This is a genomic window from Enterobacter cloacae (genome assembly GCF_011078175.1).
Lineage (GTDB): Bacteria > Pseudomonadota > Gammaproteobacteria > Enterobacterales > Enterobacteriaceae > Enterobacter > Enterobacter cloacae_Q.
On record NZ_JAALCJ010000003.1, the window covers coordinates 354,512 to 376,812 of the forward strand.

The 22,301-nt window shown below is 55.2% G+C and carries 19 protein-coding genes; 9 read left to right on the forward strand and 10 right to left on the reverse strand.

What is annotated here, in order from left to right; translation table 11 throughout:
• Nucleotides 1–38: 38 nt before the first annotated feature.
• A complete protein-coding gene (mgtA, locus tag G6Q29_RS08850; RefSeq protein ID WP_165465307.1) occupies nt 39–2,747 on the reverse strand; it encodes a magnesium-translocating P-type ATPase in 2,709 nt (902 codons plus the stop codon).
• Between the two features lie 386 nt (nt 2,748–3,133).
• On the opposite strand from mgtA, the gene treR reads away from it, so the two are divergent.
• A complete protein-coding gene (gene treR, locus G6Q29_RS08855; RefSeq protein WP_165465308.1) occupies nt 3,134–4,081 on the forward strand; it encodes a trehalose operon repressor TreR in 948 nt (315 codons plus the stop codon).
• 81 nt (nt 4,082–4,162) lie between these two features.
• Here the strand turns inward: treR and G6Q29_RS08860 are convergent, their stop codons facing one another.
• The 4 genes from G6Q29_RS08860 to G6Q29_RS08875 form a co-directional block, all read right to left on the reverse strand.
• Nucleotides 4,163–4,642, reverse strand: coding sequence for an Hcp family type VI secretion system effector (locus G6Q29_RS08860; RefSeq protein WP_165465309.1), 480 nt, complete (start codon nt 4,640–4,642; stop codon nt 4,163–4,165).
• 37 nt (nt 4,643–4,679) lie between these two features.
• Complete coding sequence (locus G6Q29_RS08865) at nt 4,680–4,868, reverse strand: hypothetical protein (protein ID WP_165465310.1); 189 nt, start codon at nt 4,866–4,868, stop codon at nt 4,680–4,682.
• Nucleotides 4,869–4,870: 2 nt separating this feature from the next.
• Entirely contained in the window at nt 4,871–5,563 is a 693-nt protein-coding gene (locus G6Q29_RS08870; protein WP_165465311.1) for a hypothetical protein, read from the reverse strand.
• Nucleotides 5,564–5,756: 193 nt separating this feature from the next.
• Nucleotides 5,757–5,915: a hypothetical protein gene (locus G6Q29_RS08875; protein WP_165465312.1), complete on the reverse strand. Its 159-nt coding sequence runs from the start codon at nt 5,913–5,915 to the stop codon at nt 5,757–5,759.
• Between the two features lie 33 nt (nt 5,916–5,948).
• Between G6Q29_RS08875 and treB the strand changes: the two genes are divergently transcribed.
• The 3 genes from treB (at nt 5,949) to G6Q29_RS08890 (ending at nt 9,955) form a co-directional block, all read left to right on the forward strand.
• The gene (gene treB, locus G6Q29_RS08880; RefSeq protein ID WP_207309787.1) at nt 5,949–7,367 is read left to right on the forward strand and encodes a PTS trehalose transporter subunit IIBC; all 1,419 of its coding nucleotides are present in this window, start codon (nt 5,949–5,951) and stop codon (nt 7,365–7,367) included.
• A 51-nt stretch (nt 7,368–7,418) separates the two neighbouring features.
• Nucleotides 7,419–9,074 (forward strand): alpha,alpha-phosphotrehalase, encoded by a 1,656-nt coding sequence (gene treC, locus G6Q29_RS08885; protein WP_165465314.1) that lies wholly within the window; start codon nt 7,419–7,421, stop codon nt 9,072–9,074.
• A gap of 134 nt (nt 9,075–9,208) precedes the next feature.
• Nucleotides 9,209–9,955 carry an oligogalacturonate-specific porin KdgM family protein gene (locus tag G6Q29_RS08890; protein WP_165465315.1) on the forward strand — a complete coding sequence of 249 codons (747 nt, stop codon included), beginning with the start codon at nt 9,209–9,211 and terminating at the stop codon, nt 9,953–9,955.
• Between the two features lie 8 nt (nt 9,956–9,963).
• Here G6Q29_RS08890 and G6Q29_RS08895 read toward each other — a convergent pair whose 3' ends face one another.
• Nucleotides 9,964–10,623 (reverse strand): MurR/RpiR family transcriptional regulator, encoded by a 660-nt coding sequence (locus tag G6Q29_RS08895; RefSeq protein ID WP_165465316.1) that lies wholly within the window; start codon nt 10,621–10,623, stop codon nt 9,964–9,966.
• 179 nt (nt 10,624–10,802) lie between these two features.
• On the opposite strand from G6Q29_RS08895, the gene G6Q29_RS08900 reads away from it, so the two are divergent.
• The 5 genes from G6Q29_RS08900 to nrdG all read left to right on the forward strand — a co-directional run bounded on the left by G6Q29_RS08900 (nt 10,803) and on the right by nrdG (nt 18,494).
• The gene (locus G6Q29_RS08900; RefSeq protein ID WP_165465317.1) at nt 10,803–12,200 is read left to right on the forward strand and encodes a PTS fructose transporter subunit IIC; all 1,398 of its coding nucleotides are present in this window, start codon (nt 10,803–10,805) and stop codon (nt 12,198–12,200) included.
• Nucleotides 12,201–12,210: 10 nt separating this feature from the next.
• Complete coding sequence (locus G6Q29_RS08905; protein WP_165465318.1) at nt 12,211–14,808, forward strand: glycoside hydrolase family 38 C-terminal domain-containing protein; 2,598 nt, start codon at nt 12,211–12,213, stop codon at nt 14,806–14,808.
• A 1-nt stretch (nt 14,809) separates the two neighbouring features.
• Nucleotides 14,810–15,382 carry a fructose PTS transporter subunit IIA gene (locus G6Q29_RS08910; protein WP_165465319.1) on the forward strand — a complete coding sequence of 191 codons (573 nt, stop codon included), beginning with the start codon at nt 14,810–14,812 and terminating at the stop codon, nt 15,380–15,382.
• Between the two features lie 368 nt (nt 15,383–15,750).
• A complete protein-coding gene (gene nrdD / locus G6Q29_RS08915; RefSeq protein ID WP_165465320.1) occupies nt 15,751–17,889 on the forward strand; it encodes an anaerobic ribonucleoside-triphosphate reductase in 2,139 nt (712 codons plus the stop codon).
• 140 nt (nt 17,890–18,029) lie between these two features.
• Complete coding sequence (gene nrdG, locus G6Q29_RS08920; RefSeq protein WP_165465321.1) at nt 18,030–18,494, forward strand: anaerobic ribonucleoside-triphosphate reductase-activating protein; 465 nt, start codon at nt 18,030–18,032, stop codon at nt 18,492–18,494.
• A gap of 3 nt (nt 18,495–18,497) precedes the next feature.
• Here nrdG and G6Q29_RS08925 read toward each other — a convergent pair whose 3' ends face one another.
• The 4 genes from G6Q29_RS08925 to G6Q29_RS08940 all read right to left on the reverse strand — a co-directional run bounded on the left by G6Q29_RS08925 (nt 18,498) and on the right by G6Q29_RS08940 (nt 22,158).
• Nucleotides 18,498–18,782, reverse strand: coding sequence for a type II toxin-antitoxin system RelE family toxin (locus G6Q29_RS08925; RefSeq protein ID WP_165465322.1), 285 nt, complete (start codon nt 18,780–18,782; stop codon nt 18,498–18,500).
• Nucleotides 18,772–19,014: a type II toxin-antitoxin system RelB/DinJ family antitoxin gene (locus G6Q29_RS08930; RefSeq protein ID WP_165465323.1), complete on the reverse strand. Its 243-nt coding sequence runs from the start codon at nt 19,012–19,014 to the stop codon at nt 18,772–18,774. Before G6Q29_RS08930 ends, G6Q29_RS08925 begins: the two co-directional genes overlap by 11 nt.
• 77 nt (nt 19,015–19,091) lie before the next feature.
• Nucleotides 19,092–21,002, reverse strand: coding sequence for a BglG family transcription antiterminator (locus G6Q29_RS08935; protein WP_165465324.1), 1,911 nt, complete (start codon nt 21,000–21,002; stop codon nt 19,092–19,094).
• Between the two features lie 19 nt (nt 21,003–21,021).
• Entirely contained in the window at nt 21,022–22,158 is a 1,137-nt protein-coding gene (locus G6Q29_RS08940; RefSeq protein WP_165465325.1) for a lactonase family protein, read from the reverse strand.
• Between the last annotated feature and the right edge of the window lie 143 nt (nt 22,159–22,301).

A 22,301-nucleotide genomic window follows, 5' to 3' on the forward strand; every position in this document is an offset into this window, starting at 1 on the left:
ACGTAGGCCCGGTAAGCGCAGCGCCACCGGGCTTGCCGTTACTGCCATCCATACCGACGCGCATAGAACCCTTTCACCATTTGCGTCAGCACCATGTAGCCCGCGAGGATAGCCACCAGCCATGGGAAGTAGCTCAGCGGCAGCGCCTGAAGTTGCAGGTAGCTTGCCAGCGGCGAGAACGGCAGCGCAATCCCGAGCGCCATCACAATGCCCGTCATCACAATCAGCGGCCACGCGGCACGGCTCTGAATGAACGGAATGCGGCGGGTACGGATCATGTGCACAATCAGCGTCTGGGACAGCAGCCCCACGACGAACCAGCCGGACTGGAACAGCGTCTGGTGTTCCGGGGTGTTGGCGTGGAACACAAACCACATCAGGCAGAAGGTCAGAATGTCAAAGATAGAGCTGATCGGCCCAAAGAACAGCATAAAGCGCCCCAGATCGGCGGGGTTCCAGCGCTGCGGCTTCTGGATCTGCTCGTCGTCGACGTTATCAAACGGGATCGCCACCTGAGAGACATCGTACATCAGGTTCTGGATCAGCAGGTGCAGCGGCAGCATCGGCAGGAACGGCAGAAAGGCGCTCGCCACAAGCACGCTAAAAACGTTACCGAAGTTGGAGCTGGCGGTCATTTTGATGTACTTGAGCATGTTGGCGAAGGTGCGACGCCCTTCGATGACGCCTTCCTCCAGCACCATCAGGCTCTTCTCCAGCAGGATGATATCTGCCGCTTCACGGGCAATATCCACCGCGCCGTCGACGGAAATACCAATGTCCGCCGCACGCAGGGCTGGCGCATCGTTAATGCCATCGCCCATAAAGCCCACCACGTGTCCTTCACGTCGCAGCAGGGTAACGATGCGCTCTTTGTGCATCGGCGTCAGGCGGGCAAACAGCGTCGTTCGCTGGGCAAGCTGCGCCAGTTCGTCGTCGGACAGGTGCTCTATGTCGCTCCCCACCACAACGTCGCCCGCGTCCAGCCCCACCTCGTGGCACACTTTGGCCGCCACCAGCTCGCTGTCACCGGTGAGAATTTTGACGGTAATACCGCTCGCCTTCAGCGCTTTTAGCGCAGGTGCGGTGGTCTCTTTCGGCGGATCGAGGAATGCGATGTAACCTTCGAGGATCAAATCGGATTCGTCGATACGCTGATAGTCCCCTTCCCGCGCAGGCAGGAATTTGCTTGCTACCGCCACCACGCGCAGTCCCTGACGGTTCAGGTTATCGGTGACGCGCTTGATGCGGCGCAGCATGGTGTCGTCCAGCGGCACGATCTCCCCGTTATGGCGCACCTGCGTTGAAACGTTCAGGATCTCCTGCAACGCCCCCTTGCAGATCAGCTGATGCACGTGCGGCTGCTCGCTCACCACCACCGACATACGGCGGCGCTCGAAATCAAACGGGATCTCATCCACCTTCTGCCAGCGACCGGAGAGCATACGGGCTGACTCCTCGTCCACGCCTTCCAGCACCGCCACGTCGAGCAAGTTTTTCAATCCGGTCTGATAATGGCTGTTCAGCCACGCGCTGTACAGCACCCGCTCGCTGGGTTTACCGGCGATATCGGTGTGGTTCTCCAGCACGATTTTGTCCTGGGTCAGGGTGCCGGTTTTGTCGGTGCAGAGAATGTCCATCGCGCCAAAGTTCTGGATGGCGTCGAGGTGTTTAACGATCACCTTTTGTTTAGAGAGTTTCACCGCTCCGCGGGCCAGCGTGGAAGTGACAATCATTGGCAGCATTTCCGGCGTTAAGCCAACGGCCACGGAGAGCGCAAACAGCGCCGCCTCCCACCAGTCGCCTTTGGTGTAGCCGTTGATCAGCAGCACAATCGGCGTCATCACCATCATAAAGCGGATCAGCAGCATGCTGACGCGGCCAATGCCTTTCTGGAAGGCATTCGGCTCGCTCTCCTGCTCGCTGACGCGTCCGGCAAGCTGTCCAAACCAGGTATTGCCGCCGGTGGCGGTAACAATGGCCTGCGCCGTACCGCTGACCACCGTGGTGCCCATAAAGCACAGGGTATCGCACTCCAGCGGGTTCATCTGCTGCGGATCGCGGGTCCGCGCTACCTTCTCTACGGGCAGGGACTCACCGGTGAGTGACGCCTGCGCGACAAACAGATCCCGCGCCTGGATGATGCGTAAATCCGCCGGGATCATGTCCCCCGCCGCCAGCTTCACCAGATCGCCCGGCACCAGCTGGTCAATGGGAAGCTCAATCCAGGCGTTCTCGCCGAGATCGTTAATTACGCGCGACACGGTAGCGGTGTTGCTGACCATCGCTTTCAGCGCATCCGCCGCTTTGGTGGAGCGCGCTTCCTGAATAAAGTTCAGCAGCGTAGAGATCCCTACCATCAGGGCAATCACGCCTGCGGCAAACAGATCTTCAGTGGCGTAAGAGATAATACCGAGCACCGTCAGTAGCAGGTTGAACGGGTTGCGGTAGCAGAGCCACAGGTGGACCCACCAGGGAGAGGGCTTCTGCGCCGGGATCTGGTTATCGCCATGTTCCGCGCGGATTTTTGACACTTCTTGCGCGTTCAGCCCTTCCGGGTGGCCGCCAAAGGCGCGCCAGACTTCGTTTTCATCCATCGCCGCCACGTTCAGGCAGCGCTCGGTCAAGGAAGTGGGGATTGGCGCTCCCGCCGTGGTGTTGGCATTTGGCAGCGGATCGCGCGCAATCAGGCGATGTGGCAGGTGGCGGCTCAGCAGCGCTTGCAGCTGCCGGGTGATATTTTTCAGCATAGTCATTCCCCCGCATCCGCAAAGGCGGACGCAGTTTTCCCGCAGGCGTGGCAAAGCCGTACCTGTCAGGCACTTAATTTATCAAGCAGGAACGTATGAACGTTGCTGCCTCACGCCGGTGAGACAGCAAAAAGCTGGCTTACCGGTAAGAAGGTTTTCTCCGGGTCAGGAGAGGTGTGGGATCGGGATCCATGTGGCCTCCGGTAAGTAAAAAGTTGGGTATCGGCGCGCAGTATAGAGATTTATCCATACCGTTTGTGACGAATCGGGCGGTATTATAACGCCCTGCAAATAAACCGAACGTAAACCAGACTTTGCCCATAGCGAATTCGCAGGATAGCATTAGGCTCAATTGATTATTTTATCGTTGTTACAGGGAATACAGCATGCAGAACCGCCTTACGATTAAAGATATCGCGCGTTTAAGCGGCGTGGGGAAATCGACTGTCTCACGCGTGCTGAACAACGAAAGCGGTGTCAGCGAGCGCACACGCGAGCGCGTCGAGGCGGTGATGAATCAGCACGGTTTTTCCCCTTCCCGCTCCGCGCGCGCTATGCGCGGTCAGAGCGATAAAGTGGTCGCTATTATTGTCTCGCGTCTGGATTCCCTCTCCGAAAACCTCGCCGTTCAGACCATGCTGCCTGCGTTCTACGAGCAGGGCTACGATCCGATCATGATGGAGAGCAAGTTCTCTGCACAAATGGTGGAGGAACATCTCGGCCTGCTTCAACGCCGCAACATCGATGGCGTGGTGCTGTTCGGGTTTACCGGCCTTAAAGAGGACGTCCTTAAACCCTGGCAGCCGTCGCTGGTGCTGCTGGCGCGCGACGCCAGCGGGTTTGCCTCTGTCTGTTACGATGACGAAGGGGCGATCGTGATCCTGATGCAGCGCCTGTATGAACAGGGCCATCGGCATATTAGCTATCTGGGCGTGCCGCATACCGACATCACCACCGGTAAGCGTCGCCATGAAGCGTACCTGGCGTTTTGTAAAAAACACAACCTCCCCGCCGTGGCCGCGCTGCCCGGTCTGGGTATGAAACAGGGATATGAGCAGGTCGCCAGCGTGCTGACGCCACAAACCACCGCCCTGGTGTGCGCCACGGATACCCTTGCATTAGGTGCGAGCAAATATTTGCAGGAGCAGCGCATCGGGGAGCTGCAATTAGCGAGCGTGGGAAGCACGCCGCTGATGAAGTTTTTGCATCCGGAGATCATCAGCGTCGATCCGGGCTATGCTGAGTCTGGACGGCAGGCTGCCGCGCAGCTGATCGAGCAGATTACCGGGCGTACCGAACCCCGTCAGATCGTTATTCCTGCCCACCTGTCGTAGAACGTGTCAGGAAGGAAAGTAATCGAAGGGAGAAGAAAATCATTTAGCGTATCAATGTCTCCTGCGCCATTTCTTTCGATATTATGCACAACAGCGATCGTTCCATGAATCACGATAGAGGATATTGCCTTCCGTATACTTCCATGTAATCGCCTCATAGCGCAATTCGAGCGTTTCGAGGTGAGTACTGCTCGTGCCGTTCGGTGACAGATATGGCGCTACCGTTGTGAACTTCACGTTTTCAAGAATGATGTTAAAATACTCGGCTTCGATCCCTGAGTCCAAAATACGGTACATTTTGATTGTCGCTTTCTTCATTGTTCGGCCTTCGCACACCGCGCGATACAGAAGGGGGGTTGTCTGATCGAATTCTTTAATTATTGTGATTGGGCGATGAACACGAGTACCAGTGAGTTTTCCCCAATGGGAGTCAACCGGGATGGTCACACCGTGAGAGAATGATTTTAATTCAATAGAGCCCAGGCGCAGCGGTATCATGCAGCTACCGACAACCGGCGAACCGTTCTCATCTTCAAGCCATAAGTGTGCGGGAGTAGACATATAATTTCCTTATTAGTTGATATCAATATTGGAGTGTTCAGCCTTTTATATAACGGCCAAAAATAATCATTACGGCAATGAAGAAAACACCGATTGGCCAGACAGGGCTTCCTGGAAAGAAATGAGCCTGAATAATGGCGAATATAATTGTTAGCGCGGTTGGGCCGTAAACTGAAAAGAAAGTTCTCCCTTGCCAACGTAAAAAACGTTTTATGTAGTTCAGCATGACTATTGGATCATCCTGCTAATGATGTCTGCAATTTGATCATTCGACGCCCATTGCACTTTCATCGCGCCCGCCCGATGAAATATCGGCTCAATGAGAAAATAGAGCATTTCCAGCCCTTGCGCATAAAGTGCAGAATAATAGGCAGGGAATTGAATATGCAGTCGATAAGCACTGTCTGCGGCTTTCTGCACGACACCATAAAAACCTATAAGGGCAATACCCCGGGATGCCCATGTTCCTGCAATGGCGCTGAGTTCGAGACTGAGGTTTAAACCAAGTCGAACGTAAGAGGCGACAGCTAATGTAAATCCAGCACCTGTGAGAGTAACTCCTGCAACATGAACATTTACGGCCATCAGGCGCTGCTTGATGTATTCTAATTGGTCTGAGGTTTTGTTTTTGAAAATTTCTTCGAAATAGATTTGTAGCATGTTATGGGCAACATCAACGCCACTGAGCACCTTATAAACGGCATCCCTGAAACGTATATCTTCTGTCTTTTGTCTCTGGCAAACGTCATTGTATTCATCCGTGAAACATGAGGTGTAATACAACAGACGAGTCGCGCCTTTACTTATCGTATCTACCTGATTTTTAACTTGCTCACTTACACCTGTAATAGCTTGGTCGAGCTTTAACGCAAGTATTTTATTGGCCTGTAGATAACTGATGATCTCGTTGTTTCCGTACATACGCGCCCCAGACTTTTATCACAATTTGAAAGCAGCCTATGCCTGAACGCGATATAAATGTTCCAGCCAGATCACGTTTAGGTCTGGTAACTGTATTTTTAAGACATTGACCCGGTATTTATTCAAAAACATTAACTATTAACCTCATGAATTCAGAATATTTCTATACACTCCCCTCACAGACACATAAGCTTCAGACATAAATCTCATAGGGCATACACGCGCTTGAACACATATCAAGAAACGCATCCAGATAGCCCCCGCTAAACGGATTATTGTGATCTTCGCCCGATTTCGGGAACGTTCCCATTTTCGCCGTCACGTTGAAGGAGTAGGCTTGCGCACAGGTCATAACCCCTATCACCATCTGTCATGAGGTTTCATGATGAGTAAAGTCAAACAAGCAGATATCGATCAGCTGATCGTCCTTGTCGGCGGACGCGAGAACATCGCCACCGTCAGCCATTGCATTACCCGCCTGCGCTTCGTGCTGAACGATCCGGCCAAAGCCAACCCGAAGGCCATTGAAGCGCTTTCCATGGTTAAAGGCTGCTTCACCAACGCCGGGCAGTTCCAGGTGGTGATTGGTACCGAAGTGGGCGATTACTATCAGGCTCTGCTGGCGACTACCGGGCACTCTTCTGCCGATAAAGAGCAGGCGAAGAAGGCCGCGCGCCAGAATATGAAATGGCATGAGCAGCTCATTTCCCACTTCGCGGAGATCTTCTTCCCGCTGCTGCCGGCGCTGATCAGCGGGGGCTTAATTCTGGGCTTCCGTAACGTCATCGGCGATGTGCCAATGAGCGACGGCAAAACCCTGGCGCAGATGTACCCGGCGCTGCAAAGCATCTATGACTTCCTGTGGCTGATTGGCGAAGCCATCTTCTTCTATCTGCCCGTCGGGATCTGCTGGTCCGCGGTGCGCAAGATGGGCGGTACGCCAATTCTCGGTATCGTGCTCGGCGTGACGCTGGTCTCTCCACAGTTAATGAACGCTTACTTACTTGGTCAACAAACGCCAGAAGTGTGGAATTTCGGCCTGTTTACCATTGCGAAAGTGGGCTATCAGGCGCAGGTGATCCCGGCGCTGCTGGCGGGCCTGGCGCTGGGCTTTATTGAGACGCGACTGAAGCGCATCGTGCCGGACTACCTCTATCTGGTGGTGGTCCCGGTCTGCTCGCTGATCCTGGCGGTGTTCCTGGCGCATGCCTTTATCGGTCCGTTTGGCCGCATGATTGGCGACGGCGTGGCCTTCGCGGTGCGTCACCTGATGACCGGCAGCTTCGCGCCAATCGGTGCTGCGCTGTTTGGCTTCCTGTACGCTCCGCTGGTGATCACCGGCGTGCATCAGACTACGCTGGCGATCGATATGCAGATGATCCAGAGCCTCGGCGGTACACCTGTCTGGCCTATCATCGCCCTGTCTAACATCGCACAAGCCTCGGCGGTAACCGGCATCATCATCGTCAGCCGTAAGCACAATGAGCGTGAGATCTCCGTTCCGGCTGCCATCTCCGCTTACCTCGGCGTCACTGAACCGGCGATGTACGGAATCAACCTGAAATACCGCTTCCCGATGCTCTGCGCGATGATCGGCTCCGGTCTGGCGGGCTTACTGTGCGGCCTGAACAGCGTGATGGCGAACGGGATTGGCGTCGGCGGCCTGCCGGGTATCCTGTCCATTCAGCCCGCGTTCTGGCAGGTATTTGCGCTGGCGATGGCGGTGGCGATTATCATCCCAATGGCGCTGACTACCGTGGTTTACCAGCGTAAGTTCCGTCAGGGCACGTTGCAGATTGTTTAATTTTCTCTTTCGGGGCGCAGTTGCGCCCCTTCGCATTTGCAGGAACGTACTATGAATACCCTTCCTCACTGGTGGCAGAACGGTGTCATCTATCAGATTTACCCAAAGAGTTTCCAGGACACCACCGGCAGCGGCACGGGCGATCTGCGCGGCGTGACGCAGCGCCTGGGCTACCTTAAGACCCTTGGCATTGACGCCATCTGGCTGACGCCGTTTTATATCTCCCCGCAGGTGGATAACGGCTACGACGTGGCGAATTACACCGCCATCGACCCGTCCTTTGGCACGCTGGATGACTTTGACGAGCTGATTACCGAAGCCCACGCGCACGGCATTCGCATCGTACTGGATATGGTCTTTAACCACACCTCCACGCAGCACGCCTGGTTCCGCGAGTCGCTGGATAAAGCGAGTCCGTACCGCCAGTTCTATATCTGGCGCGACGGTACGCCAGATACGCTTCCCAACAACTGGCGCTCCAAGTTTGGCGGCAACGCCTGGCGCTGGCACGCCGAAAGCGAGCAGTATTATCTGCACCTGTTTGCGCCGGAGCAGGCGGATCTCAACTGGGAAAACCCGGCGGTGCGCGCCGAGCTGAAAAAAGTGTGCGAGTTCTGGGCCGATCGCGGCGTGGACGGCTTGCGTCTGGACGTGATTAACCTGATTTCAAAAGATCAGGATTTCCCGGACGATACCCTCGGCGACGGTCGCCGCTTCTACACTGACGGGCCGCGCATTCATGAGTATCTTCAGGAGATGAGCCGCGACGTCTTTACCCCGCGTAACCTGATGACGGTGGGCGAGATGTCCTCCACATCGCTGGAGAACTGCCAGCAGTACGCCTCTCTCGATGGCCGCGAGCTGTCGATGACCTTTAACTTCCACCACCTGAAGGTGGATTACCCCGGCGGCGAAAAATGGACGAAGGCGAAGCCGGACTTCGTGGCGCTAAAAGCCCTCTTCAGTTATTGGCAGCAGGGGATGCACAATAAAGCCTGGAACGCGCTGTTCTGGTGTAACCACGATCAGCCGCGCATCGTGTCGCGCTTTGGCGACGAAGGGGAACACCGCGTGGCGGCGGCGAAAATGCTCGGCATGGTGCTGCACGGGATGCAGGGCACGCCGTATATCTATCAGGGTGAAGAGCTGGGCATGACCAACCCGCATTTCAGCCGCATCACCGACTATCGCGATGTGGAAAGCCTGAACATGTTCGCTGAACAGCGGGCTAAGGGTCGCGATACCGATGAATTACTGGCGATTCTGGCAAGTAAATCCCGCGACAACGGCCGCACGCCGATGCAGTGGGACGCTTCGCACAATGCGGGCTTCACCGAGGGCGAGCCGTGGATTGGCGTCTGCAACAACTACGAAACCGTGAACGCCCGCGCGGCGCTGGACGATCCGGACTCGGTGTTTTACACCTATCAGTCGCTGATTCGCCTGCGTAAGACCCTTTCAGTGCTGACGTGGGGCGACTACAAGGATCTGCTTCCGGAACATCCTTCCTTGTGGTGCTATCGCCGTCAGTGGCAGGGGCAGATGATGATGGTGGTGGCGAACCTGAGCCGCGAGCGCCAGCAGTGGCAACCAGACCCGGTACAGGGCGCCTGGCGGGTCGCACTCAGCAACTATGACGATGTCCCATCCCGTCCTGATACGCTGCTACTGCGCCCGTTTGAAGCTATCTGGTGGATGCAGGAATAAACATCAGGAGATACAGCATGCTGTATCTCTTTTTTCTGTTTAGCGATACGCTAAATGTACGACGATAACTTTTACATCGTGGCGCACCAAAAATAAAAATAGTCCTGCCAATTAAATAACCTCGGCAGGACATTATGAAAAAGACAATTATTAAAGCAACATGTATAAGCGCATTATTATTGAGCGCACAGGGATGGTGCGGAAATACCTCCGTCGACCTTCGCTTTGGTCATAATACAAACTCAGACGTAAATGATTCCCGTATTAAGGTTATGCATCAGGCGGAAAACGGTTTTTACTTCTCCGTTGAAGCCGCGCAAAACCACAACGATACCTTTTTTGGTGATACCGACAGATATAATCCAGACGACAAAGGGTTAACGGAAGCGGCACAGGAGGTCGAAACGCGCTGGCGCTTCGATCTGGGAAATGGTTTCGCCGTTGCGCCAGGCATGGTCACTGTCTTCACCACCAGCAATACGCATTACCGCCCTTTTATTCAGGGCTGGAAAACCTTCGATAACGGACTAAACCTGTCTGCCCGTTACCGCTATAACACCGTCAATGACGCACACAGCGACAAAGCGTTAGATGGCAGCGGCTACACCCGCCGTCAGTCACACCAGTTCGACATTTGGTTTGCGTATAACATTGGCAAATTCGGTATGTCCTACAACCCGCGCTTCCGCTGGCAGGATGGTGTCGATCAGGGAACCGGGGATGACACCTACTGGGAGCATACCGTCGCTTTCAACTACAAGCTCGACGATGGCTGGACGCCTTACGTAGAACTGGTTTCGCTGGATAAAACCTATATCAACGATGATGGCAACCATGAAAATGATTATGCCGTACGTCTGGGGATAGTGAAGCAGCTCTGACGGCCTGGCTACACCGTATCGTGCTGTAGCAGCCTACAGCCGATACGGTCTACAGCGCTTAACAGTTCAAGTTGCCCTTCCCGCTGATACAGCGAAACCGCGTTAATGTCGATCGGTAACGGCCAGCATAACGTTGAGATCGACGCCAGTGTCGACCCCTGACGGGTAATCGCAATAATCTTCAACCCTTTGCGCAGCGCGTTACGCGCCATTTCAATCAGCGACTGCGTCTCCCCGGATTTACTGACCAACACCAGCGTCCCCTTCGATACCCGTGTTAGCTGGTGCATGTCATTTAAAATAAGGTGCGGCAGGCTCGCCAGCGATAAAAAGCGCGACAGGTAGTTGAGGCTGGTGAGCGAGGCTCCCCGTGCGTACAGATAGATATGGCTGGAATGCGTGAGCAACCTGGATACATCTGTCACAATATCATCCGCCTGCGGACCCACCTCGGGGGCGGCTGGTGCAGGTATGAAATGATCGCGTAAAAAACGATACCGAAGCTCGGTATAGCTCTTATACCCCATTTTTTTACACACACGATTAACGGATGTTGTCGTGGTAAAGGTATCACGCGCAATCTCTTTTGCCGATATATTAGAAATATTACACGCGTGATTCTGAATGTATTCAAATATCAAACGTTCACTTCCCTGGAATGAATTCATCTCTTACGCCCCATTTAATCCCGCCATGATTTTAGCACAACAGGGAAATAGTCTCTGGAAGGCGCTTCACACATTGCATATACGCGTATCACGATACGTAATTAGTATTAGCAAACATTAAAAACTGTTTTAGGTTCTCTTTATACTTCCCTTGTTTTCACATTCAGGGAATTATGACAATGACGAGACAAAAAGTTGTCGCGGTGACGGCCTGCCCGACAGGTATTGCACACACCTTTATGGCGGCAAATAAAATTATCGCATGGGCTAAAGCACATAACATTGAAGTAAAAGTCGAAACACAGGGCAGCGATGGCGTTAAAAATCGCTTAACAAAACAGGATATTGCCTCTGCTACCGCGATTATTCTGGCAACCGACGTTCCGATTCAGGATGCCGAGCGTTTTGAAAACATCCCTCACCTTCAGACCCGTACCCAGGAGCTGATCAAGCACACCGATCGCTTTCTGCGTCAGGCGCTGGCCATGGAAAAAAACGTCACCACTGTCGCACACGAAGACGAGCTCCAGCGTTCGGCTTACCAAATTTTTATTGGCCATATTATGGCGGCCATCAGCTATATGTTGCCGGTGGTGGTGATGGGCGGACTGATGATGGCGACGGCCAAAATTACCGGCCAGTTTATTAACATTGAACATTCGCCGTTCAGCGTGCTGGATAAAGTGGGCTTTATGACCATTAAGTTCATGTATCCGGTCTTCGCCATGTATCTGGCGTTTGCCATTGCCGGAAAACCGGCGCTCATCCCCGGGCTTATCGGCGGCATCATGTCAGACGAAGTCTACAAGCGCTTCTTTGATATCGAAGGCTTTATGCCCTCCGGCTTTTTTGGCGCGATTGGGATTGGCTTCTTTGTGGGGTATCTGGTGCGCTGGCTCAACGATTCGATTCATGTCCGCCAGCAGCTCACCACCATTAAAACCATGCTAATTGTCCCGCTGATCACCGCCATTACGCTGGTGATGGTCATGGAATATCTGATTAACCCGATTTTTGGCTCGCTTAATCAGCTAATGGTGGTCTTTTTTACCTCCGCAGGTGACACCGGACGCGGGTTCTATTCCGCGATGATCGCCGCGGGTACCGCGTTCGACCTGGGGGGACCGGTCAACAAGGCGGCTGGCTCGGTCGCGCTCGGCCTGAATGGTATGAGCGGGACGTTTGATTTAACCGCCCGTGAACTCTCCATCGTGATCCCCTCCATTGGCGTCGGCTTTGCCGCATTTCTCAACGGCCGCTTCGGTCTGCCGGATGTCTTTAGCCGGGAGGAGAAAACCGTTGGCAGCACCTCGCTGTTGCTGGGCGTGATTGGGATCTCTGAAGGCGCTATCCCGTTCATTCTGAAAAACCCACGCCTGATCCCGGTGTTCATGACCGGTGCCGTCGCCGGCGCACTGGTCGCGATTGCACTTGGCGTGAAGCAGACGCTGCCTCTGCCCGCCATCTGGGGCTGGCCGCTGGCGACCAATGTGGCGGGTTACCTGGCGAGCGTCTTTATTGGCGCCCTGATTTGCGCCCTGGGCGTGCTTTATGTCAGCCCAAAAAACGTCAGGTGAGGAAAACGACATGAGTCAGATCCACGTTATTGCCCACACGCACTGGGATCAGGAGTGGTATTTCACCCGTCAGGACAGCATGGTGCTGGCGTCATATAACTTTGCGGAGGTTATCAACACGCTGGAGCAAGACCCGGCTTATGCCTGCTATCACCTTGACGGACAGATGGCGGTAGTGGAGGACTTTCTCGCTATCAATCCTGATTATCGCACCAGGCTGGAAACCCTGGTCAGAGAAAAAAGGATCTTCGTCGGGCCGTGGTATACCCAGACGGACACCTACAACGTGCATGGCGAATCCATTATCCGCAACCTGAAGTACGGTATTTTCGCTGCCCGAAAGCTGGGGCATGCCATGCAGGTCGGGTATCTTCCGGATACCTTCGGTCACAATGCGCAAATGCCGACGATATTGCAGGGCTGCAATATCGATAATATCGTCTTCTGGCGCGGTATCGATCACGACAGGCATGCCAACAGCAGCCAGTTCCTCTGGCGCGCACCGTCCGGCGCGACCGTCATCGCCTGTGCGATGGCGTTCGGTTATGGCGCAGCGAAAAACATGCGTTCGGATACCTGCCATCTACAGGGAAAAATCTACCCGATGGTCACGCTTTTGCGTTCAAGGGCCGATATAAACGATCTGCTCCTGCCCTGCGGTGGCGATCAGGTCAGTATTGACCCGGCGCTGCCGAAAATCCTGCAAGCCGCCAGCGCACACTCCCCTGATGAGGACCGATACGTTATCAGTTCGCTGGAGCATTACGTCGATATCCTTCGCGCGCAGCGCGATCGGTTTGAACTCTGGGAAGGGGAGCTGAAATCGCCGCGCTACACCCGTATCCATAAAACGATCGGCTCCGTGCGTTACGACATCAAAAAGAAAAATGATGAGGTTGAACAGTTCATCCTGCGCCAGCTGGAGCCGACAATCGCAATGGCGCGTCACCAGGGGATTCAGGTTAACCTCTCTGTAGTCGACACCCTCTGGAAAAAATTGCTGCGAAACCATGCCCACGACTCCATCGGTGGCTGTAATAGCGATGCCACCAACCGCGACATTCTGCATCGTCTGGAGCAAACCGAACAGCTGTGCCATAGCCTCTGGAACCTGGTGGTGAAAACCCTGGCCGCCGCCTGTGCACAGGAAGGCGATCTGCTGATTTTTAATCCGCTGACCACCCCAACACAGCGCGTGGTGAAAACCACCCTGTATAGCCGCGCGGAAAATATTGCGCTGACGTATCAGGGGCAGCCGATCTCCTTTGACGTTTTGAAAAGAGACGTGTTGCCTGGCGGAACAGCGATCTCCCTTACCGCTGAAGGTGAATGTGAAACGCCCCTCCCCCCCTATTTCCGCTGGCAGGTGGCTTTGCAAACGCCAATTTTGCCGTCAGTCGGCTACCTTACCGTCAATATTGAAGATAACCCTGCACTGTTCAGGCAGCCTGAACAGATTAAGGGCGAGGGGATAGAAAATACGTATTATCAACTGACGCTGGATGCCGGAACGCTGACCCTGCATGACAAACGCAGCGGCAGACGTATCCCCTCTTTCTTTACCTTCGAAGACCTGGCGGACGCGGGCGACAGCTATGATTTCTCACCGCTTGTGGACGATACACCGAACCGCTGTTCGCATTTCACGCTCATTGACTGCCGGAAAACGCCGCTCATCGAAAAGCTGATCCTCGAGGCCACGTTGCTTCTGCCGAGGGATCTGAGCAGTCGTCAGGAAAATGCCCGAACGCCGTTCTCGATTCGTCTGGTGTGCGAATTACGCCACGACGACCCGAACCTGTATGTCGAGGCTTCGCTGGAGAACAGCCACTGCGATCACCGGCTACGTTTACTGATCGGCAGCGATATTCACACCCGTCACGCTATCGCTTCACAGCCCTTCGCAATAATCCAGCGCGAGACGGGATTTGACGGTGAAAACTGGCAGGAACGCTATCGCGAGATGCCCGTGGACATCGAAACCAGCGACGGAATTATCGCTATCACGGAACCGGGTAAGGCGCTGGTTGTGACAAGCCGTGGCATGAAAGAATTTCAAATTATCGGCAGCGAACCAGCAGCGATTGCCCTGACGATGTTTAAATCGACGGGCGTGCTCGGACGTAGCGATCTCGAATGGCGCCCGGGTCGGGCCTCCGGCATCAATAATACAGTGGTTGAGACGCCTGATGCCCAGTTGCTGAAACCGCTGCACTTTTCATTCACCGTCGCGCTGGCCGATAACGCCGACCACCTCACGCTGCGCCAGCTGGAAAATCAGGCGGCAGGACAGCCCTTCACCTATCAACGGCAAACGTTACACACGCTCGATCACCGTCTTGAGCGCTTTGCATTGCGCCTGCCCGAACGCAGGCTTCCGACAGAATTCTCGCTATTCACCCTGCCGGAGCCGCTCATCCTTTCCGCGCTGCCCCACGCGCAGCATCTGCATGGCACCGTCGTGCGCCTGTTTAATGCCGGGACACAGCCGGTTCCCGTCCCGGAAAGTCTGGCAGTGCTGCGGCAGATCAACTATCTGGAAGAGCCGATGCAGCCGGTAACGGCAATCCTTCCTTCCGCGACCTGCGATTTTTTAATTGAGGCTTAACATGAACTTGCTTGCATTGACGCATCCCGACCTGGTGTTTATTAACCCGCCCCAGCGTAAGCCTGACGCATTGATCCGCTGGCTCGCCGAGCCGCTCGCCAGGCGGAATGTCATCAACGATCGAGAGGCATTTATCGAAAGCGTATTACAACGTGAAAGTGAAGGCCCTACCGCGCTGGGTGAAACACTCGCCGTCCCGCACGGCAAAACCGAGGCGGTGCAACAGGCGGCATTTTGTCTGGCGCTCTTTGACGAGCCGATAAGCTGGCCGGGGCTGGAAGGTGATGAAGAGGTGAGAATGGTTTTTCTGCTTGCCATTCCACCAGCAGAAGCAGGCAGTACGCATATGCAGCTGCTGACGACGCTGACCAGCAGACTAATGGAAGATCGGGTGCGTGAGCAGCTGCTGGCGGCACGCACCCGGGAAGAGGCGATGGCTGCCCTGGGTGATGAAGAATTTCAAAAACAGGACGATGCCCCCGAACGCTCTCTTCTCATCCCGTTGTTACTGGGCAGTATCGCTACCGCAGCCTTTTTGCAGGCAGGATTGAGCTGGGTCAGCGAGGTGAATTAATCGAGTAGCGCTCAGTACAGGCTATGCTGAGCGCTTGTTTTTGTTGAATAATTAATCATATTTTTGATTAACGTCTTTACAAAGGCTCCAGTGCCCGCCGTTTGTACTCTCGTCTTTTTACTTTGTCCTGCATCAAAAAAATCGCAAACTTGTTTGATGCAAATCACTATATGTAGCACTTAAAATGCTCGCCGACCCAACATCTTGTATTTATCGTCTACTATTCCAACAACAAGACGGCGCCTACGCTGGCCGGAATTGTGGATAACACGAGCTGGGCACGCGGGAAGTCTTTGCCGCGGCGAAGAATGCGCCCGGTGAATATTTCTCCACCTTTGTGGATAACCTGTTTTTAAAATGGAGTGATCATGACACCGCATGTGATGAAACGTGATGGCTGTAAAGTGCCGTTTAAATCAGAGCGCATCAAAGAAGCCATTCTGCGTGCAGCTAAAGCAGCGGGAGTCGATGACGCAGATTACTGCGCCACCGTCGCAGAAGTCGTTAGCAGCCAGATGCATGAACGCAGCCAGGTCGATATCAACGAGATCCAGACCGCGGTTGAAAACCAGCTGATGTCTGGTCCGTACAAGCAGCTGGCGCGCGCCTACATTGAGTATCGTCACGACCGTGACGTTCAGCGTGAGAAACGCGGTCGCCTGAACCAGGAGATCCGCGGCCTGGTAGAGCAAACCAACTCTTCGCTGCTCAATGAAAATGCCAATAAAGACAGTAAAGTGATCCCGACCCAGCGCGACCTGTTGGCCGGTATCGTTGCCAAGCACTATGCCCGCCAGCACCTTCTGCCGCGTGATGTGGTATCGGCGCACGAGCGTGGTGAGATCCACTATCACGATCTCGACTACTCGCCATTCTTCCCGATGTTTAACTGCATGCTGATCGACCTGAAAGGCATGCTGACCCAGGGTTTCAAAATGGGTAACGCGGAGATTGAGCCGCCGAAATCCATCTCCACCGCGACGGCCGTCACGGCGCAGATCATCGCTCAGGTGGCGAGCCACATCTATGGCGGCACCACCATTAACCGCATCGATGAAGTGCTGGCCCCGTTCGTGACCGAGAGCTTCAACAAGCACCGTAAAACGGCGGAAGAGTGGCAGATCCCGAACGCCGACGGCTATGCCCGTTCCCGCACCGAGAAAGAGTGCTACGACGCGTTCCAGTCGCTGGAATATGAAGTAAACACGCTGCACACCGCCAACGGCCAGACGCCGTTTGTAACCTTCGGGTTTGGCCTCGGCACCAGCTGGGAATCGCGTCTGATCCAGCAGTCTATTCTGCGCAACCGTATCTCCGGCCTCGGTAAAAACCGTAAAACCGCGGTGTTCCCGAAACTGGTGTTCGCCATCCGCGACGGCCTGAACCACAAGGCGGGCGATCCGAACTACGACATCAAACAGCTGGCGCTGGAGTGCGCGAGCAAGCGTATGTATCCGGACATCCTGAACTACGACCAGGTAGTGAAGGTCACCGGTTCATTTAAGACGCCGATGGGCTGCCGCAGCTTCCTCGGCGTGTACGAGGATGAAAACGGTGAACAGATCCACGACGGGCGTAACAACCTGGGCGTCATCAGCCTGAACCTGCCGCGCATCGCCCTGGAAGCCAAAGGTAATGAAACGGCCTTCTGGACGCTATTAGATGAGCGCCTCCAGCTGGCACGTAAAGCGCTGATGACCCGCATCGCACGCCTTGAAGGGGTCAAAGCACGCGTCGCGCCAATACTCTATATGGAAGGGGCCTGCGGCGTCCGCCTGAAAGCGGACGATGACGTTTCGGAGATCTTCAAAAACGGGCGCGCGTCGATCTCTCTTGGCTATATCGGCATTCACGAAACGATTAACGCGCTGTTTGGCGACAAGCACATCTATGACAACGAGACCCTGCGTGAAAAAGGCATCGCGATTGTGCAGCGCCTCCGCAACGCGGTTGACCAGTGGAAAGAGGAAACCGGCTACGGTTTCAGTCTGTACAGCACGCCGAGCGAAAACCTGTGCGATCGCTTCTGCCGTCTGGATACCGCCGAGTTCGGCATCGTGGAAGGGGTCACCGACAAAGGGTATTACACCAACAGCTTCCACCTCGACGTAGAGAAGAAGGTGAACCCGTACGACAAGATCGACTTCGAGGCGGCCTATCCGCCAGTCGCGAACGGTGGTTTTATCTGCTACGGCGAGTACCCGAACATTCAGCACAACCTGAAGGCGCTGGAAGACGTGTGGGATTACAGCTATCAGCACGTACCGTATTACGGGACCAACACGCCTATCGACGAGTGCTACGAGTGCGGCTTTACCGGCGAATTCGAGTGTACCAGCAAAGGCTTTACCTGCCCGAAATGCGGTAACCACGACGCGGCACGTGTGTCGGTAACCCGCCGCGTGTGCGGCTATCTCGGTAGCCCGGATGCGCGTCCGTTTAACGCTGGCAAGCAGGAAGAGGTGAAACGCCGCGTGAAGCATCTGGGGAATGGGCAGATCGGGTAAGTTCTGCGCAGGGTTTCCCCCTCACCCTACCCCTCTCCCTCAAGGGAGAGGGAACCGATCGAGCATATTGTTGAGCCCGGCTCCGGTTTTCTCCCTCTCCCTGTGGGAGAGGGCCGGGGTGAGGGCATCAGGTTAACGCTATGAATTACCATCAGTACTACCCCGTCGACATCGTCAACGGCCCCGGCACCCGCTGCACCCTGTTCGTGTCAGGCTGCGTCCACGAGTGTCCAGGCTGCTACAACAAAAGCACCTGGCGCTTAAATTCCGGCATGCCGTTTACCGAAGGGATGGCAGACCGGATCATTAACGATCTCAACGACACGCGCATCAAACGACAGGGAATTTCGCTCTCTGGCGGCGATCCTCTGCACCCGCAAAACGTGCCGGAGATCCTGAAACTGGTAAAACGCATCCGCCGCGAGTGCGCAGGAAAAGATATCTGGGTCTGGACGGGATACAGGCTGGATGAACTGAATGCTGCTCAGATGGAAGTGGTGGAGTTAATTAACGTGCTGGTCGACGGCAAGTTCGTTCAGGACTTAAAAGACCCTGCGCTAATCTGGCGCGGCAGCAGTAACCAGGTTGTGCATCATTTGCGTTAATCGCTAAAGCCGTTTGTTTGCGTCCTGATAAACGGCTGATTTCTCTCTCGTACCGACAGCAATCACAATTACCGTTACAACGTCGTCCTGAACCTGATAGACCAAACGGTAACCCTGGGAGCTGAGTTTTATTTTGTAGCAATCAGGCAGGCCATGCAGGCGAGCCGATTCAACCCTGGGGCTCACCAACACGTCCGCAAGTTTCTTCTTAAACTGGTTTTTTACGGTATCGCCCAGCTTGCTCCACTCCTTCAACGCCCTCGGGTCAAATGCCAGTTCATATGTCATCCAGACTAACCTTAATTCCCTTTTGCGGATTCGCCAGTCGCTCCCGGACTGTCTGTATCAGTTCATCTTCACTGTCGCTAATGGTGACCGTCTTCACCGGCATACGTCCCGTCTCCGCGACATACTGAAACAGTAACCGTACGGCTTCCGTTGGCGTGATATTGAGTTTTTCCAGCACGGCATAAGCCTCATTTTTGAGTTTGTCATCCAGACGGACGTTAAGCGTGGCCATTATGCCTCCAGTAGAATTGAATGTGTAATGCAGTTTAGCATTACATTCGCATTACATCGAATTCTGGATAACGCCTCTCAAAACCGACTCAAACTCTCCATTGCCACTGTCTTAAATTCGGCAAAATCGCCGCAGCTACAGAGCCGCGCCATGGCGCGCTCGCGCAGGAAGGTGACGAAAATATCGTAGATCGCCATCGCCTCTTCATACTCGCTTTTGCTGATGGCGAGCAGGAAAATCACGTGCGCGGTTTCGTCACCCCAGGCAATTCCCTGCGGGGCGAGTACGGTGTAGACCACGGTTTTCTTTGCCAGCAGGCCGAGGGAGTGCGGCAGCGCAATGCCGTCGCCAAGCATGGTGCTGACGATGGCTTCACGTTCGATAACCGAATCCAGAAACTCCCCGCCGACAAAACCTTCTTCTTCAAGCTGTTCGCACAGCTCGCGGAACAACGTTTGCTGGTCAATGGGCGTGTCGATAATACGGAAGTGGGCGGCGTCAAAGTATTTATCCAGCATCCACGGGCGGGTGCGGTCCACCAGCACCAGCTTGCCGATCTGCTCTAACTGATAATCGGTCGGGAACGGTGCGATCATCACCACCGGTTTGGATTTTTCACTGACGCGCGCGGTGGCGATAACAAAGTCTTCGCTGAGCGATTCCACCTGCTCATACTCGCGCAGCGTGAGCGTGCGCGTTACCTCAATCTGCGGGTATTTACGCTGAAGCACCGCCTCGATCATGCGCACCATCGCGTTACCGGCGTCGCATACCAGCAGCACGCGCGGCTGGCGCTGGTAGCCGATGTTATAATGGCGCTCAAGCCCGACGCCAATATGCAGCACCAGAAAACCCATTTCGTTTTCGCTGATCGCATACGGCGTGTATTTGCCCCAGCTCGACACTGCCGCCAGGGTCATATCCCACGCCATCGGGTAGTGCTGCTTGATGTTATCCAGCAGCGGATTGGGGATCATGATTTGATACCGCACGCGGGTAATCATGGTTTTGATGTGCGTGAGCAGATCCGCATGCAGTTGCTTATCGCTGAGCAGATTATAGTTATAGTGGGTATTGATGTAGCGCAGAATGTACTGGACCAGCGCTTCGTCGTCGTCAGCGTTAATCGCGCTGGGAGCGATCTCCTGGATCTGCCGCGCCGCAATGTGCACGCACAGCCAGCTCTCTTCCGATGGCGACAGCGCTTTGCCCGCCAGCTCCTGGATAGCCACCGCGATATCTTTCGCCGCCTCGCGCACGTTCTCTTCCACGTCTTCCGCGTGGAATTCCGGCAGCGGATACCCCTCGCTGATACGGCGTACCGACACCGCACAGTACAGACGCAGGAACAGCTCGCCTTCGTCGGTCAGGCGAATGTGATGGCGCGTTAGCGCGTCGTGCAGAACGGGCACCATCTTTTCCGCCACGCCTGCGTTGAGCGCCACGTCGGTCACCAGCGGGTTCAGGCTATCCTGCTGCGCCAGCTCCCACAGGAGGTCGGTCAGGCAGGCGCGAACCGACATTTCGCTGCCAAACAGCTTCATGCCGTGGCGTGGCCGGGTTTCCAGCGTCAGGTTGTAACGGTGAAACCACTCGCGCACTTCCACCATATCACTCTGCAACGTGGCCCGGCTGACGAACCACTCATCGGCCAGATCCTCCAGCTTGAGGGAAAAGGCGGATGTCAGAAAACGCACAACCAGATAGTGTACGCGCTCCGCTCCGGTTCGCGGAATGCGCAGCGCGCGCGGGTGGGATGCCTGCAATTGTTGATAGCGCACCACATCATAAATTTTGAGCTGATAGCCGTTGCCCCGGCTCAAAATGAACTGCGCGCCGTGGCTGGCCAGCAGCGCGTTCAGGGCGGTGATATCCGCCCGGACGGTTCGCGTGGAGACCGACAGCCGCTGCGCCAGTTCGTCCTGCGGCAGCGTCTCGTTTTGCAACAGGTCGAAAAGTTGCGCTAAACGTTGGTTCGGAAATCGCACGTCGTTGTCCTCTTACGGCTTAGGGTGAAATAACCATCTGGGATGGGCTGCCGACCGGGGTATAGTCCGGCTCGAAGCTCAACTTCCCATCCTGCGCCACGCGGAAACGGGTAATGTTATCGCTGCGCTGGTTCATAACGTACAGCCAGCGTCCCTGCTTATCGAGCGTCAGGGTGCGCGGGTAGTCGCCACGCGTCCAGACATCGTCCTGATGCGTCAGCGTACCCTCCGCCGTTACGGTAAAGTGCCCGATGCTGTTATGCAAACGGTTAGCGACATACAGCTGTTTCCCGTCGGCGCTTAGCGCCAGCCCGGCCGCAAAACTGGTGCCTTTATAACCTGCTGGCAGAGAAGAGATCGTTTTGCCCTCTTTCAGCCTGCCATTGTTATCCAGTACGTAATGGGTCAGCGTAGAGGCCTCTTCGTTAATCAGCCACAGGGCATCGCCTTTCGGCGTAAAGACGAAGTGGCGCGGCCCGGCCCCTTTTGAGGAGGCGCTGATAAACGGTGGATCGTTCGGGGTCAGCTTCCCGGCTTGATCGTCAAAACGGTACTGATAGATGCGATCCAGCCCCAGATCGGTAGAAAACACATACTTCCCGCTCGGATCGGCGGCGATCATATGCGCATGCGGGCCGTTATGATCGCTGATGGCAAAACTTCCTTCAGCCGCCGCCTCGGGTTTTGCTGCACCCGGATCGCCCTGATCCTGATGTTTGTCCGTAGCGTCCCCCAGGCTGCCGTCAGCGTTGATCGGCAGAACCGCAATCGAACCGCTGACGTAGTTCGCCACCAGCAGATGTTTACCGCTCGGCGTCAGCGAAAGATACACCGGCCCCGCGCCGCCGGAGGCCACCTGATTCAGCTCGCTCAGGGCACCGTTATCGCCGATGCGCAGCGCCTGCACCACGCCCTGCTCCACTTCGCTTGCCAGATACAGCGTTTTGCCGTTGTGTGAAACGGTTAACTGCGCGGCGTTCGGCAGCGTACTCACCAGCGTTTTGTTGTCGAGCGCACCGGTTTGCGGGTCGACGGTAAAGCGGTACAGCCCTTCGCCGTTGGGGTTGTAGGTGCCTACCCAGGCGTACTGCGTCTGGGCAACGGCGGCGGTGGCAAGTAAAGAGAGTGAAGCGACAAGCAGGTTACGGGTGTGCATGGTGGCTCCTTTAGGTGTGTACGGTTTGTTTCCCCTCACCCCGGCCCTCTCCCCAAAAGGGCGAGGGGGTAATCGTGCCCTCTGCCCTTTGGGGCGACGGAATAATCGTTCTCTCTCCCCTCTGGGGAGAGGGTTAGGGTTAG

Excerpts from the sequence above, each read along its gene's own strand:
- nrdD (WP_165465320.1), top strand. The coding sequence starts at position 15,751 with ATGACACCGCATGTGATGAAACGTGATGGCTGTAAAGTGCCGTTTAAA.
- treC (WP_165465314.1), top strand. The coding sequence starts at position 7,419 with ATGAATACCCTTCCTCACTGGTGGCAGAACGGTGTCATCTATCAGATT.
- G6Q29_RS08910 (WP_165465319.1), top strand. The coding sequence starts at position 14,810 with ATGAACTTGCTTGCATTGACGCATCCCGACCTGGTGTTTATTAACCCG.
- G6Q29_RS08930 (WP_165465323.1), bottom strand. The coding sequence starts at position 19,014 with ATGGCCACGCTTAACGTCCGTCTGGATGACAAACTCAAAAATGAGGCT.
- treB (WP_207309787.1), top strand. The coding sequence starts at position 5,949 with ATGAGTAAAGTCAAACAAGCAGATATCGATCAGCTGATCGTCCTTGTC.
- G6Q29_RS08925 (WP_165465322.1), bottom strand. The coding sequence starts at position 18,782 with ATGACATATGAACTGGCATTTGACCCGAGGGCGTTGAAGGAGTGGAGC.
- G6Q29_RS08890 (WP_165465315.1), top strand. The coding sequence starts at position 9,209 with ATGAAAAAGACAATTATTAAAGCAACATGTATAAGCGCATTATTATTG.
- G6Q29_RS08875 (WP_165465312.1), bottom strand. The coding sequence starts at position 5,915 with ATGACCTGTGCGCAAGCCTACTCCTTCAACGTGACGGCGAAAATGGGA.
- treR (WP_165465308.1), top strand. The coding sequence starts at position 3,134 with ATGCAGAACCGCCTTACGATTAAAGATATCGCGCGTTTAAGCGGCGTG.
- G6Q29_RS08870 (WP_165465311.1), bottom strand. The coding sequence starts at position 5,563 with ATGTACGGAAACAACGAGATCATCAGTTATCTACAGGCCAATAAAATA.
- mgtA (WP_165465307.1), bottom strand. The coding sequence starts at position 2,747 with ATGCTGAAAAATATCACCCGGCAGCTGCAAGCGCTGCTGAGCCGCCAC.
- G6Q29_RS08895 (WP_165465316.1), bottom strand. The coding sequence starts at position 10,623 with ATGAATTCATTCCAGGGAAGTGAACGTTTGATATTTGAATACATTCAG.
- G6Q29_RS08940 (WP_165465325.1), bottom strand. The coding sequence starts at position 22,158 with ATGCACACCCGTAACCTGCTTGTCGCTTCACTCTCTTTACTTGCCACC.
- G6Q29_RS08860 (WP_165465309.1), bottom strand. The coding sequence starts at position 4,642 with ATGTCTACTCCCGCACACTTATGGCTTGAAGATGAGAACGGTTCGCCG.
- G6Q29_RS08905 (WP_165465318.1), top strand. The coding sequence starts at position 12,211 with ATGAGTCAGATCCACGTTATTGCCCACACGCACTGGGATCAGGAGTGG.
- nrdG (WP_165465321.1), top strand. The coding sequence starts at position 18,030 with ATGAATTACCATCAGTACTACCCCGTCGACATCGTCAACGGCCCCGGC.
- G6Q29_RS08865 (WP_165465310.1), bottom strand. The coding sequence starts at position 4,868 with ATGCTGAACTACATAAAACGTTTTTTACGTTGGCAAGGGAGAACTTTC.
- G6Q29_RS08900 (WP_165465317.1), top strand. The coding sequence starts at position 10,803 with ATGACGAGACAAAAAGTTGTCGCGGTGACGGCCTGCCCGACAGGTATT.